Below are 13,854 nucleotides of genomic sequence, written 5' to 3'. Positions count from 1 at the left end.
ATCATTTTTCTGAATTCACACTTGAACATGGATTTGTTTCAAAACTTGACTGAATTTCCCATCCAATGCCATATTGATAGTTAGCAAACTAACAGTGTGTGCATTCCCTCGTGCCGAACGACCTCGAATCCCTCCAGATGAACATCAGCAGTGCCATGGTGGTGGCCGCCAGGCATTGGCGGAAGATCTGCCAGACCACGCTGGTCAACTACGGAATTTCCGAAGCCTGCGCCGTCCCGCTCTTGATGATCGGACGTCTGGGCGAGGGTGTGCGTCAGGTGCAGGTGGCTCAGGCCGCGGGGATGGAGAGCCCTTCGCTGGTGCGGTTGCTCGATCAGCTATGTCACGCCGGCTACGTGTGCCGCACCGAAGACGCCCAGGATCGCCGGGCCAAATGCCTGAGCCTGACCGACACCGGCCGCGAGCTGGTACAAGCGGTGGAAACCGAACTGGTGCGTCTGCGTCATGAAGTGCTCGAAGGCATCGACCAGAGTGATCTGGCAGCTACGCTTCGAGTATTGAGAGCTTTCGAGGCGGCGAGCCCGCCAGCGGTGATCCATCCGTGAACGGCTTTTTTACCGGCATTCCTCCGGCCCGCGACTGGTTCTACGGGATCCGTACTTTCGCGGCCTCGATGATTGCGCTGTACATCGCCTTGCTCATGCAGATGCCGCGTCCGTATTGGGCGATGGCCACGGTGTACATCGTCTCCAGCCCGTTTCTCGGCCCGACCAGTTCCAAGGCATTGTACCGGGCGATCGGTACGTTCCTCGGCGCTGCCGCGGCGGTGCTGTTCGTGCCGATGTTCGTCCAGAGCCCTTACGTGCTGGTGGTGGTCATCGCGTTGTGGACCGGGATTCTGCTGTTCCTGTCTCTGCATCTGCGCACCGCCAACAACTACGCCCTGATGTTGGCCGGTTACACCTTGCCGCTGATTGCCCTGCCGGTGGTGGATAACCCGCTGGCGGTGTGGGACGTGGCGGAGGCACGTACCGAAGAGATCTTCCTCGGCATCGCGGTGGCGGCGGTGGTCGGTGCGATGTTCTGGCCTCGGCGCCTGGCGCCGGTGTTCAACGATGCCGTAGGCAAGTGGTTCGCCGATGCGACCACTTACAGCCTGAAATTCCTCAGCCGTGACGTGAATCCCGAAGAAGTCACCGCCCTGCGCATGGCCATGGTCGGCAGTTTCAACAGCCTGGAATTGATGATCGGCCAGTTGCCCCACGAAGGCGCGCGACCGCAAACCGTGCGCAATACCAAGGAACTGCGCGGGCGGATGATCCATCTGCTGCCGGTGATCGATGCGCTGGAAGATTCGCTCTACGCTCTCGAACGGCGCACGCCGGAACTGGTGGAAAAATTCGCGCCGCTGCTCAGCGCCACCCGCGAATGGCTCGGCTACAAAGACGCCGATCTCGACCGCTGGCAAGCCCTGCGCAATCAGCTCGAAGCCTTGCAGCCAAGTGCCGAAGCACTGGAAGACCGCAAGCAATTGCTGTTTTCCAACGCGCTGTACCGCCTCGGCGAATTCGTCGATCTGTGGCAGGACTGCCGCAGTCTGCAGGACGCGATCCTGTGCGAACGCCAGGACAGCTGGCGTGCGGTCTATCGCCATTGGCGCCTCGGTCGTCTGACGCCATTTCTTGACCGTGGGCTGATGCTGTATTCGGTGGGCTCGACCATTCTGGCGATCATCGTCGCCTCCGTGCTGTGGATTCTTCTGGGCTGGACCGACGGCGGCAGCGCGGTGATTCTGGCGGCGGTGTCGTGCAGTTTTTTCGCCTCGATGGACGACCCGGCCCCGCAGATCTACCGGTTCTTTTTCTGGACAGGGATGTCGGTGCTGTTCGCCAGCCTTTACCTGTTTCTGGTGCTGCCGAACCTGCATGACTTCCCGATGCTGGTGCTGGCGTTTGCCGTTCCGTTCATCTGCGTCGGCACCCTGACGGTGCAGCCACGGTTCTACCTCGGCATGCTGCTGACGCTGGTGAATACGTCGTCGTTCATCAGCATTTCCGGTGCGTATGACGCCGACTTCTTTGCTTTCGCCAACTCCAACCTGGCGGGCCCGATGGGGTTGTTGTTCGCTTTCATCTGGACCCTGATCGCCCGCCCGTTCGGTGCCGAACTGGCGGCCAAGCGCCTGACCCGTTTCAGTTGGAAAGACATCGTCAACATGACCGAACCGGCGAACCTCGCCGAGCACCGGCAACTGGGTGTGCAATTGCTCGACCGCCTGATGCAGCACCTGCCGCGTCTGGCGCTGACCGGTCAGGACACCGGTATCGCCCTGCGTGAAGTGCGTGTGGGCCTGAACCTGCTCGATCTGCTGGCCTACACCCCGCGTGTGACCGGCGTGCCGAACGTGCTGTTGCAGCAGGTGGTGAACGAGGTCGGCGAATATTTCCGCGCCTGCCTCAAGGCCGGCGAACGCTTGCCGGCGCCGAGTCCGTTGCTGATGACAATGGACCGCACCCGTCGTGCGCTCAACGGCCACGGCGATGAAGAAACCCGGTTGCACCTGTTGCACGCCTTGAGCGGTTTGCGGCTGGCGCTGTTGCCCGGCGTCGAATTCGTCTCCAGCGCCGAGCCCGAAGAACCCCTGCCTGAAGGAGCGCCCCTGTGATCGGTGACCTGGATATCAGCGGCATCTTCCTGCCGACCCTGCTGGTGCTGATGGGCATCACCTATGTGCTGTTCGTGCTGGTACATGGCGTGCTCACACGTCTGCATTTCTACCGTCTGGTCTGGCACCGGGCATTGTTCAACGTGGCCCTCTACGCCGTGATGCTGTACGGCGTGGACGCACTCAGTCGATACCTGATGACATGAAAAAACCGTTTTTGACTATCGGTCGCGTGATGCTGACCTTGCTGATCGTGGCTTTCGCCGTCGTCGTAGTCTGGCGCATGGTGATGTATTACATGTTCGCCCCCTGGACCCGTGACGGCCACATCCGCGCCGATATCGTGCAGATCGCCCCGGACGTGTCCGGGCTGATCCAGCAGGTCGAGGTCAAGGATAACCAGTTGGTGAAGCGCGGCCAGGTGCTGTTCAGCATCGATCAGGACCGCTTCAAACTGGCGTTGCGCCAGGCCAAAGCGGCCGTTGCCGACCGCGAAGAAACCCTCGCCCAGGCCCAGCGTGAAGCCAAGCGCAACCGGGGTCTGGGTAATCTGGTGCCGACCGAGCAACTGGAAGAAAGTCAGTCGAAAGTCGCCCGCGCGCAATCGGCACTGGCCGAAGCGCTGGTGACCGTGGACAGCGCCCAACTGAACCTCGACCGTTCGGTGATCCGCAGCCCGGTGGACGGCTACGTCAACGATCGTGCGCCGCGTGCCCAGGAGTTCGTCACCGCCGGGCGCCCGGTGTTGTCGGTGGTCGACAGTAACTCGTTCCACATCGACGGCTATTTCGAAGAGACCAAACTCGATGGCATCCACATCGGTCAGTCGGTGGACATTCGTGTGATCGGCGACCGCGCCCGTTTGCGCGGGCATGTCGAAAGCATTGTCGCCGGTATCGAGGACCGTGACCGCTCGAGCGGCAGCAACCTGCTGCCCAACGTCAACCCGGCGTTCAGCTGGGTGCGACTGGCCCAGCGGATTCCGGTGCGTATCGCCTTCGACGACGTACCGCAAGACTTCCGCATGATCGCCGGACGTACCGCCACGGTGTCGATCATCGATGACCAACAGGAGCCCGCAAAATGAGCAGGGCCCTGATGATCGTCGGTCTGGGCATGATGCTGTCGGCCTGTTCCATGGTCGGGCCGGACTATCACTTGCCCGCTGATGCAGCGATTCAGCGCAAGGATTTTCAAGGTGACCTGGCGGTGGCCGGCAAGCCTGTGGTTTCCAGTCCGGTGCCGGCGGACTGGTGGCGGTTGTATCGGGATCCGCGCCTGGACCAACTGGTGCAGCAGGCCATGGCGTCCAACACCGATCTGCGGGTGGCGGCGGCGAACCTGTCGCGGGCCCGGGCACAGGTCGATGAGGCCGAGGCGGCCGGTGGCTGGAGCGGCGGCGTGAAAATGGGCGCTCAGCGTTTGCAGGAGTCCGGTCAGGCATTCCTGCTGCCGGAGAAAGTTCCGGTGGCCAACGTCGCCGACATCGGCATCAGTGCCTCGTATCAGTTCGATCTGTGGGGCGTTTTGCAACGCGGGATCGAAGCGGCGAAAGCCAACGCCGATGCGACTCAGGCCGCAGCCGACACCGCGCGCATCACCCTGGTCGCCGATGTCGTCCGGGCTTACACCCAGGTCTGCGCGGCCAACGAAGAACGGGAAATCGCCCAGCATTCCCTCGACCTGCAATCCCGGAGCACCGAGTTGATCCAGCGTCTGCGCGATGCCGGGCGTGGCGATGAAACCCAGGTCACGCGCTCGCAAACCCAATTCAAGTCGCTGCGTGCCGATTTGCCACGTTATGAGGCCGCACGTCAGGCCGGGCTGTTCCGTCTGTCGATGCTGTTGGCCAAACCGGTCGATCAATTGCCGGCCGGCACCGCCACCTGCGCCGAACTGCCGAAAATCGCCCAGTTGGTGCCGGTCGGCGATGGCGCCGCGCTGCTCAAGCGCCGTCCGGACATCCGCCAGGCCGAGCGGCGACTGGCGGCTGCTACCGCCGGTATCGGCATCGCCACCGGCGAGCTGTACCCGGACATCAGTTTTGGCGCGACGATCGGCACGGTGGGGATTGTCTCCGACCTTGGCGATCCGTCGACCAATCGCTGGGGATTCGGTCCGTCGCTGAGCTGGAAGGTGCCGACCAACGCTGCACGGGCGCGGATTCGTGAAGCCGAGGCCTCGACCCAGGGTGCACTGGCGCATTTCGATGGCGTGGTGCTGAACGCCATTCGCGAAACCCAGACCGGTCTGGCTCAGTACACTGCGCTGTTGCAACGCCGCGATGCCCTGGCCGATGCCGAGCAATCGGCGAAGCTGGCGGCTGATCAGACTCACCGCTTCTTCCAGGCGGGCCGCGAGTCGTTCCTCGCCGACCTGCAAGCCACTCGCACCTACACCGATGTCACCGCGCAACTGGCCGCTGCCAACACCCAGGTCGCCATGAGCCAGATCGATCTGTTCCTCGCCCTCGGCGGCGGCTGGGAAAGCGGACGAACGCAAGTCTCGAGCGCCAGCAAACCCTGAAGCCGTTGCTATGCTTTGAAGTGTTGGGGGGGCGCCCTGAGCAAGGCGCCTTTTCAGTGCACATTGCTAGCGCAGGTCCAGGGGAAACCAATAATGAAAAACCCTTACGCTCTCGGCTTCTGGTGCGCGCTGGTCGCACTGGTGCTGCTATCGGCCACCTATTTCTACGGCATCATGCTGGCCCATCAGATCGACAAGGCGATGGTCTTCCTCGACAGCGCGACCGCGTTGATCGCGGTCATGGCGATCGTGGTGGTGGCCTGGGCGTCGGTGCAGGTGCAGCGGCTCAAAAAAAGACAGCTTGAACAAAGCAAGACCCTGTTGCTGATCTGGGACACCAAAGTCGCGCTGCGCAAGGTCGAAACCGTGTTCGACCGCTACTTCTGGGGCAGCTACTGGCAACCGGGGCGCACCTTCGCCGAAGTCATGGGCGAACTCACCGGCACCCCGCTGGAAAAGAGCCTCGAGGCCCTGAAGAAGCAGTGTCTGGAGCTCGACAGGCAAGTCGCCGATGAAGGCTGGCACTGGCTGAACAACGCCCGGGAACTGTCCGACGTGGCCACGGCCATGGCCCGCGAGCGTTACCAGCTGGACTTCTGCGACCCGCGCGGCGACGGTCCTGGCGGGGCGGTGATCGACCGGGATTTCGAGGTGCTGGTGTACACATGGAGCGCACGGCTGAAAAGCTTCGATCATCAGCTTGATGAAATCGAGGTGCAGTATTCCTGAAAGTAGGTGGGGTTGTGTTGTCGTGCTGGCATAATGAGGGCAAGCTCTCTGTCATGGCAGCAAAAACTGATGCAAAGGAATGTAAAGGTTCATCTTGACTACTTGAGTGCCTCTTTGTCGGATGCCTGTAATTTGATGCCGGATCTGGAGAAGGCATCGCCAGCGTTGACGCTGGATGAAATCATCCGAGGAAAACTGTCCAGTCATTGCTGCAAATCGTTGTATGCGCAACGTCCCCGATCCAAGTCAGCCGAGACTGAAACCCGGATCTCGGCCGATGAAGGCTGGCCGTTGCGGGTGATCGTCTGTCCGCTATTGTTCGGCTTGCGGCCAGAGCATGGGCGCCCGAGCAACTTGTTGCCGGAGCATATGGTTCCGCTCTTTTTCTTCGGGCTGCTGGAGCGTGACGGTTCGCTCAACCTGGATCCCGAAAATCGCTTGCCCGTGACGCCACGAAATTTTCTGGCGCCGAGTGCTTACCAGGTGACGATCGGTACGGTTCAGGAAGTCGATGCGTTTTATGCCCAGCTCACCCGTCCGACTGACTGGAACAGTCTGATAAAGAGTGCGAGAGCGTTTTGTCTTCAGGTGTCAGGCGAAGATTGGGACAACCTGGAGATCGATCAGTATGAAAGGCTCAATCACCCACTGATCATGCTCGGGACTTCAACCGGCGGTGCGGCGCAAGGGATCCAGACGCTCCTGGATCATTTGCGACAGCAGGACAACCTGAAGGCAGGGTTGCTGGAAACACTCATCACACCCGCTACCGAGAAACCGCTACTGACCCAGCAACAACAGTTGTCCGTTTCGAAAGAACATCTTGGACAAATGGAGTGCCGATACGGGTTGTCGCCGTCCCAGCGTGAATCGCTGATGCATTTTTTTTCGTTGCCTGCAGCCATTACTGCCGTCGACGGTCCTCCGGGCACCGGGAAAACAACGTTACTGCTCAGTGTCATCGCCACTTTGTGGATCAAACAGGCGCGGGCGCAGCAAGAACCTCCGCTGATTGTCGCTGCGTCTACCAATAATCAAGCTGTTCTCAACATTCTCGAGGCTTTCGCCAAGGTCAAGGAAAAAGCCGGCCCCTTGGCGGGTCGTTGGATCAAGGGGCTTGAAAGTTACGGGCTCTACATGCCGGCTAAAAGCCGGGAAAACGACAAGCAAGGATTTCAGGTTCATGCGCTCAAGGGCATGGGCAAGAAGTCCGTGCACGATTTTCAGTTGATCGAAAAGCGCGAAGGTTTCGAGCTTGCTCGCGACGAGTTTCTCAAGTGTGCGCAAGACGCGCTTGGACGATTAAGAGAGCCAACACTTGCTGCCGCCATCGAAGCTCTTCATGCCAAGCTTGAGAACTGCTGCAACATAATCGAGCAAGTGTCGGCTGACCTTGCCGCGCTTAATGATTTGTTTGGCGAGCCAGTTGTTTCGCAAGAAATGGTCAGTGAAGCACGCACGGCCCTGCAATCACTGATCGATGAAACAAAAGGTCAGCAGAGGGACTTGGCGGCCAGGGGTGTGAAGCTTCAAATGGCCAAGCTCGCGTGGAAGCGTCATGTTGGTACGGAAAGTGTTTTCTGTACTTTTTTGGCTTGGTGCGGGATCGAGTCGGCAAGAACCAGGCGTGATGATGTTTTCTTAGCTCAAGCGGTCATCGATCACGGAGAAATCCTCGGGGCCCGGTTGAAGCAGGTTGGTAATCGTCAGGCGCTGGAGCAATTGATTGCGGATCAGGAATCGTCGTTGGCGAAAGCAGAGGAAGACGCACAGGAAAAACTTAGCAAGACGCAAGCGTCGATCCACGCGCTCAATAGTATTGTTACTCGTCTGGAACGCGTGGCGGGAGGCGATGGCCGACTTGAAACACCGCTGATCCAGAACGCGCTGGATATGGGCGCGAGATTTGAAGCCTTCAAATGGGCTACCCACTATTGGGAGGCGCGTTATCTGTCAGAAGTCGAAGAAACGCTCGATCGCTACAAGAAAGTGGAAGATACCCAGTCTCCGGATCGGATCGAACGCCAATACCGGCGTCTGGCCAAGCTTTTTCCTTGTTCGGTTGTGACCCTTTATTCATTGCCCAAGCGCTTCAGCGGATGGAATGGCCAGAACCAGCCGATGCTCGAATGCATCGATCTGCTGATCGTCGATGAAGCCGGCCAGGTCGCTTCGCAAATTGGTATACCCGCGTTTGCGCTGGCCAAACGGGCGCTGGTAGTCGGTGACGTGGATCAGATCTCGCCGGTACATGGTCTGCCCAAATCGATCGACCTGTCCAATGCACGGCATTTTGGATTGATGGATTCAGGCTGGGATGCGTTTTGTGAGTCTGGCAAGGCGGCATCCTCCGGCAATCTGATGCAGGTTGCGCAACTGGCAACCCCCTATACCAAGCACGCCAGGCGGGGGCGAGGCATGTTTCTCAGTGAGCATCGGCGATGCTGGTCGGAGATCATCGAGGTGTGCAACGAGTTGGTCTACAAACAGTTGTTGGAGCCTTGTCGTGACGAAGCACCAAGACGGCTGAACCCGAGCCTGGGTTATGTGCATCTGTCAGGGCTGGATCAGCGAGTCGGGAAGAGTCGTTGCAACAAAGTCGAAGCGCAGGTCATCGCCTACTGGCTGAAAACCCATCGCGCTGAAATCGAATCGGCGTTCGCCGCAGACCAGAAGGCGTTCAAGGATCTGGTGGCAGTTGTCACGCCTTTCGCGGCGCAGTCCTCGGCGATTCGTCAGGCACTGGACAACAGCCTCGGTGCAGATCACGGGATTACGGTGGGTACGGTCCACAGTCTGCAGGGGGCCGAACGTAGAGTGGTCATTTTTTCTCCAACATACGGCCTGGACACCGAACCAGGGTCGCCATTTTTCGATAAGGATGGAGGGTCACTGTTGAATGTGGCCATTTCCCGTGCCCAGGATGCGTTTCTGGTGTTTGGCAACATGAATCTGTTCAATCCGATTGGAAATACGCCCTCCGCGATTCTCGGCAAACATCTTTTCAGGGAAGAGCGGCATGAACTCAAAGGCGTACCGCTCCAGTGGCTGGTTCCTGCCTATAACCCTGACTTCACCGAGCAGATCAGCGATCTTGAAGGTCACAGGACAACGTTGCGTTCGGCATTCGAAAGCGCTCAACGACAGCTGATTGTCGTGTCACCCTATCTGTCGAAGGACGCTATCCAGCAAGACAATGTACTTGCTCTGATCCGGGAAGCTCGTCTCCGGGGAGTCAAGGTTGTCGTAATCAGCAGCGAGGCGTTGTGCGCGGGCGAGCAACAAAAAGTCGAGTCGTTCAAGGCTTGTGTCGAGGAGCTCGAGCGCGCAGGTGCCATTTTCAGGAATACCAAGGTCCGCAGCGTTCACGGAAAAATGTTGTTGGTAGACGAGTCCTGGCTGGTAGTGGGGTCGTTTAACTGGTTGTCCTCGGTCCGTCGGGCTTCAAGCGATTACCGCTATTACGAATCGAGCATCCGTTACGACGGAGAGTTCGCTTCAACCATGATTCAGAGCAGCATGAAGGATTTGCGACTCTTGCTGGGAGCCAAGGCAGCCTAGTGGCCAAACGCGGCGTCGAGCGCTAAAAAACGAACCTTGAAAGTATACGAATGCTAACCTTCCAGCATTTTTAACGGAGTCGAGCCACGGCCCGGTCACGGGTTCACGGAAGACGACCACACCTTCAGCCACGGAAATCGATCAGGTCATTCATGAATAAATCAGCAGGCGTGCTTCTCGGAATTGTTGTTGCCATCGGCGCCATCAGCGTCGGCGGGGCCTGGTACACCGGCACCAGGATCGAAGGCGTGCTCAATAACGCCGTTGTCGACGCCAACAAAGAGTTGCAGACCGCCATGGCCGGCTCCAACGGCAGCGCATCGCTGGAACTGGTGTCGCTGGAGCGTCATACCTTCAGCAGTACTGCACACTATCGCCTCAAGGGCGAAGGCGAGCTGTTCGGCGAAGCGCCGGTCGAGTTGTTGTTCGTCGATCACATCGAACACGGTCCGCTGCCTTTCTCGCGTCTGGTATCGCTCAAATGGCTGCCGGTCATGGCCACCAGTCACTATGAGCTGGAAAAGACCCCGGTCACCGAAAAATGGTTCGCCGCCACCAAGGGCGCTGCGCCACTGAAGGGTGTGGTCAACATCGGCTACGACCAGTCCACCACCGGCAACATCGAACTGCTGCCGCTGGAGACCGCGCTGGACGACAAGTCGAGCCTGAAGTTTTCCGGGCTGAACATGGACATTTCCGCCAGCGCCCAGGCGCAGAAGGTCAAGGCCAACGGTTACATGGACAGCCTGCACCTGACCACCGTGGCCGAAGATCAGGCGCCGGTTCAGGTCGAGCTCAATGGCCTGACCCTGGCCAGCAACCTGACCAAGAGCAGCTACGGCTATTACGCCGGCGAGAACACGCTGGAGCTGACCGGCAGCAAGACCACCTTCGGTGCCAAACAGTCGGTGCTGGGCGTGAAGAACTTCGAAATGAAGAACCTCACCGAAGAGAACGGCAGCAGCGCTTCCGGTCGTGCGGACTACAAAATCGGTGAAATCACGCTCAACGACAAGAAAATCGGCTCGGCCAACCTGGCCATGAGCCTGAAGAATCTCGACATTCCGTCGGCGATGTCGCTGATGCAGATCTACCAGACCAAACTGCAGCCTTATGAACAGGCCGCCGCCGAAGCGACCGCCGCCGGTTTGCCGGCACCGGAGCTGAACCTGACCGAAGCCGAGTCCGCGCAGGTCAAGGCTGACCTGCAGAAACTGCTGGCCGCCGGGCCGCAACTGGCGCTGGAAGATCTGTCGCTGAAAACCGCCAACGGCGAGAGCCGTGCCAATCTGGTGCTCGACCTGACCAAACCGGCTTCGATGGACCTGCCGCCGGATCAACTGGGCAAGCAACTGATCGCCCTGCTCGACCTCAATGTGCGGGTGTCCAAGCCAATGCTGGTGGATCTGCTCAGCGTGCAGGCGCAGGTCGATGGCCAGACCGACGCCAAAGCCATTGTCGACCAGGCCAGCGCTGCCGCTGACATGTTCTCGGGCATGGCCGTGGGCTCGCAGCTGGCGACGCTGGATGGCACCAATGTGACGACCAAATTGCATTACGCCGCCAATCAGGTGGAGTTCAACGGCCAGAAAATGACCGTCGAGCAATTCGTCGGCTTCCTGATGAGCAAATTCGCCGGCGTCAGCGTCAGCCAGGAACAGTAAACCTTCGCAACACCCGGCGCCCGGCCTTCGCTATCCGCGAAGGCCGGGCGTTTTGCTGTCTGGCGTTCTCGTCGACGGCGCGAACCCGTGTTTTCGGTCATGAATCTGAACAAATATTGTGTTCTGAATATTGGTCTACGCTTGCGTGCAAGACTGCTTGGATAAGTTTGGCCAAGTGATACTGACTTGGCCGCCGTCACGAATCGGGCAAGGGGGGGCGTAGCTACCCGGCTGGCCATGTAAGGATGCTGACGAATGCCGCGTATTGATGTTCCCGTATTACATCGTGGTTTACGCCCTTTGTTTCGAGTCGCGCTGTGCAGCCAGTTGCTGTGGCCTGCGATTGCGTTGGCCGATACGGCCTATGATCAAATGGTGCTCGATGCCCGGGCAGGTCATTACACGCCTGCGCTGACCGCTTTGCGTCAGGTGCCGCCAGCCCAGGCCACCACGGGGCAGATCAGCGATCATCTGCAAATCGCCAGTTGGGCCGGCCTCGACGCCGAAGTGGTGCAGGTCTACGAGACACAGGGGCGCGGCCATGCATTGCCGATTCAGGCCCTGACCGCCACCGCCCGCGCCTATCGTAATCTCAAACGCTGGGACCAGGCCATCGAGGTCTACAACAAAGCCCTGGCGCTGGAGCCGAACAATGCCGACCTGCAACTCGGTCTGGCGCTGACCCAGGCAGACTCCGGCAAACCCGATGAAGCCGTGACCCGCGCCAGGGCGCTGGTTGCCGCCAGGCCCGATGACCCTTCGCGCCGCCTCGCACTGGGCTACGCCCTGACCCGTGCCGGCAAACAATACGACGCGCTGTTCGAATACGACCAGGCCTTCGTTCGCGCCGGCAGCAAACCGGAAGTCGCCCGTGAATACGTGGTCGCCCTGCAAAAGGCCCGTCTGCCCGAGCCTGCACTGCGCCTGGCCAACCAGCGCCCGGGGCTGATCGACCCGGTGACGCTGCGGCGCCTCGAAGGCGATCTGGCTGCCGAACGGGTGCGTCTCGCCGAATTCGCCACCCGCAGCGAAAAAGAACGTTATGTGATCGCCGACCGCGCGCTGGCCGACTACGACAAACTGCTCGCCACCTGGACTCCGGACGCCAGCGCCCACGACGACGTGACCCGCTGGCGCATCGACCGCATGGGCGCGCTCAAGGCCCGGGCGCGCACCGCCGAGGTCATTACCGAATACCAGAAGCTGCAAGCCGAAGGCGTGAAGATCCCGACCTATGCCCTGCGCTGGGTGGCCGCTTCCTATCTGGATCAGCGTCAGCCGGAAGTCTCCACCGACCTGTATCGCCAGGTGCTTTCGGCACCGGACGCCGATGCCGGCGATCGCCTTGAAGACACCACGGCGCTGTATTACTCGCTGCTCGAGAGCGACCGTGCCGAAGAAGCGCGCAAGGTCGCGGAGGATCTGGCCAAAAACGAGAAACCACGCGTCGAACTCAAGGGCTTGCCGATCGGTAACCCCAGCGACGACTGGATGGATGCGCAACTGCTGTCGGCCCAGGCCGCCGGCACCTATGGCGCGGACTTGCCCCATGGTGAGGATCGCTTGCAGACGCTGGTCGATCAGGCGCCGGGCAACGTCGGTCTGCGTCTGTCCCAGGCCGATCTTTACCTGGCGCGTCAGTGGCCGCGCCGTGCCGAGACCCAACTCAAGGAAGTCGAGAGCATGGTGCCCCGGGACATGGGCCTGGAAGTGGCTCAGGCCCGTACCGCCATGACACTTCAGGAATGGCGGCAGATGGATGCCCTGACCGACGATGTCGTGCAACGCTTCCCGGACAACCGCCAGGTGCAGCGCGCCGCCCGCGAGCGTGAGGTGCATGACATGTCCGAACTGCGCGTCGAAGCCTATGGCGGCAAGGCCAACGGTGGCGGCAGCGGCGGGGCGGGAGCGGTCAGCGGCAGCCGCGATTTCGGCATCCAGAGCACGCTGTACAGCCCGCCGATCAATGAAGACTGGCGTGTGTTCGCGGGAATCGGTTACGCCACCGGCGATTTCGCTGAAGGTACCGGCAACCACCGTTTCCAGCGCGTCGGCCTGGAACGGCGCACCCGTGACATGACCCTTGAAGCCGAAGTCTCCAACCATTCCTATGGTTACGGCGACAAGCAGGGCGCGCGTCTGGCGATTGCCCGGGACATCAATGACCACTGGCAGTACGGCGGCAGTCTTGAATACCTGTCGGCGGACACTCCGCTGCGTGCGTTGAACAGCAACATCAAGGCCAACGGCGGCAGTGGTTTCATCCGCTGGCGCGCCAACGAAAGCCGCGAATGGAAACTGTCGGTCAGCCCGTCGCACTTCAGCGACGGCAACAACCGTGTCGAAGCCTTGCTGACCGGTCGAGAAGGCGTCTACAGCACCCCCCACGTACAGGTCGACGCCGGTCTGGAGGTCAGCACCAGCCATAACTCCAAATCCGAAGACGTGCCGTACTTCAACCCGAAGTCGGACTTCAGCGTGATGCCGACGGTCAACGTCAACCATGTGCTCTACCACCGCTACGAAACCTCCTGGAGCCAGCAGTTCCAGGCGGGGGCGGGCACGTACAGCCAGCGTGATCACGGCACCGGCGGCATGGCGATGCTGGGCTACGGCCAGCGCTATGCCTGGAACGACGTGTTCGAGGTGGGCGGTTTGTTCAGTGTGATCAACCGGCCCTACGACGGTGACCGGGAAACCGATCTGCGTCTGCTCGTCGACCTCACTTTCCGCTTCTAGAAGAGTTTG

General features: G+C 60.3%; 9 protein-coding genes. All 9 read left to right on the top strand.

Translation table 11 applies throughout. The annotated features are described in order from the left end of the window. Positions 1–137: 137 nt before the first annotated feature. On the top strand, positions 138–566 hold the full coding sequence (locus tag ACK6BI_RS06960; protein ID WP_065257455.1) for a MarR family winged helix-turn-helix transcriptional regulator: 429 nt from the start codon (positions 138–140) through the stop codon (positions 564–566). Next, entirely contained in the window at positions 563–2,626 is a 2,064-nt protein-coding gene (locus ACK6BI_RS06955) for an FUSC family protein (protein ID WP_409316466.1), read from the top strand. Before ACK6BI_RS06960 ends, ACK6BI_RS06955 begins: the two co-directional genes overlap by 4 nt. Beyond that, on the top strand, positions 2,623–2,832 hold the full coding sequence (locus ACK6BI_RS06950) for a DUF1656 domain-containing protein (RefSeq protein WP_065257457.1): 210 nt from the start codon (positions 2,623–2,625) through the stop codon (positions 2,830–2,832). The genes ACK6BI_RS06955 and ACK6BI_RS06950 overlap by 4 nt, the downstream gene beginning before the upstream one ends. Beyond that, positions 2,829–3,713, top strand: coding sequence for an HlyD family secretion protein (locus ACK6BI_RS06945; RefSeq protein ID WP_065257458.1), 885 nt, complete (start codon positions 2,829–2,831; stop codon positions 3,711–3,713). The genes ACK6BI_RS06950 and ACK6BI_RS06945 overlap by 4 nt, the downstream gene beginning before the upstream one ends. Further along, positions 3,710–5,152 (top strand): efflux transporter outer membrane subunit, encoded by a 1,443-nt coding sequence (locus ACK6BI_RS06940; protein ID WP_409316465.1) that lies wholly within the window; start codon positions 3,710–3,712, stop codon positions 5,150–5,152. The genes ACK6BI_RS06945 and ACK6BI_RS06940 overlap by 4 nt, the downstream gene beginning before the upstream one ends. A 93-nt stretch (positions 5,153–5,245) precedes the next feature. Next, positions 5,246–5,881, top strand: coding sequence for an NADH:ubiquinone oxidoreductase subunit N (locus ACK6BI_RS06935; RefSeq protein WP_065257460.1), 636 nt, complete (start codon positions 5,246–5,248; stop codon positions 5,879–5,881). A gap of 69 nt (positions 5,882–5,950) precedes the next feature. Continuing rightward, the gene (locus ACK6BI_RS06930) at positions 5,951–9,442 is read left to right on the top strand and encodes an AAA domain-containing protein (protein ID WP_409316464.1); all 3,492 of its coding nucleotides are present in this window, start codon (positions 5,951–5,953) and stop codon (positions 9,440–9,442) included. A gap of 152 nt (positions 9,443–9,594) precedes the next feature. After that, on the top strand, positions 9,595–11,106 hold the full coding sequence (locus tag ACK6BI_RS06925; protein WP_409316463.1) for a YdgA family protein: 1,512 nt from the start codon (positions 9,595–9,597) through the stop codon (positions 11,104–11,106). 255 nt (positions 11,107–11,361) lie between these two features. Then, positions 11,362–13,845: a poly-beta-1,6 N-acetyl-D-glucosamine export porin PgaA gene (pgaA, locus tag ACK6BI_RS06920; RefSeq protein ID WP_409316462.1), complete on the top strand. Its 2,484-nt coding sequence runs from the start codon at positions 11,362–11,364 to the stop codon at positions 13,843–13,845. The last annotated feature ends 9 nt before the right edge of the window (positions 13,846–13,854 follow it).

This window comes from Pseudomonas sp. KCJK9016, from assembly GCF_046231795.1.
GTDB lineage: Bacteria > Pseudomonadota > Gammaproteobacteria > Pseudomonadales > Pseudomonadaceae > Aquipseudomonas > Aquipseudomonas bananamidigenes.
This window is presented reverse-complemented; position numbering and strand designations above follow the sequence as displayed.

Bases quoted from the DNA above. Each gene is read 5' to 3' on its own strand.
- ACK6BI_RS06925 (WP_409316463.1), top strand. From the start codon at position 9,595: ATGAATAAATCAGCAGGCGTGCTTCTCGGAATTGTTGTTGCCATCGGC.
- ACK6BI_RS06935 (WP_065257460.1), top strand. From the start codon at position 5,246: ATGAAAAACCCTTACGCTCTCGGCTTCTGGTGCGCGCTGGTCGCACTG.
- pgaA (WP_409316462.1), top strand. From the start codon at position 11,362: ATGCCGCGTATTGATGTTCCCGTATTACATCGTGGTTTACGCCCTTTG.
- ACK6BI_RS06930 (WP_409316464.1), top strand. From the start codon at position 5,951: ATGCAAAGGAATGTAAAGGTTCATCTTGACTACTTGAGTGCCTCTTTG.
- ACK6BI_RS06940 (WP_409316465.1), top strand. From the start codon at position 3,710: ATGAGCAGGGCCCTGATGATCGTCGGTCTGGGCATGATGCTGTCGGCC.
- ACK6BI_RS06960 (WP_065257455.1), top strand. From the start codon at position 138: ATGAACATCAGCAGTGCCATGGTGGTGGCCGCCAGGCATTGGCGGAAG.
- ACK6BI_RS06945 (WP_065257458.1), top strand. From the start codon at position 2,829: ATGAAAAAACCGTTTTTGACTATCGGTCGCGTGATGCTGACCTTGCTG.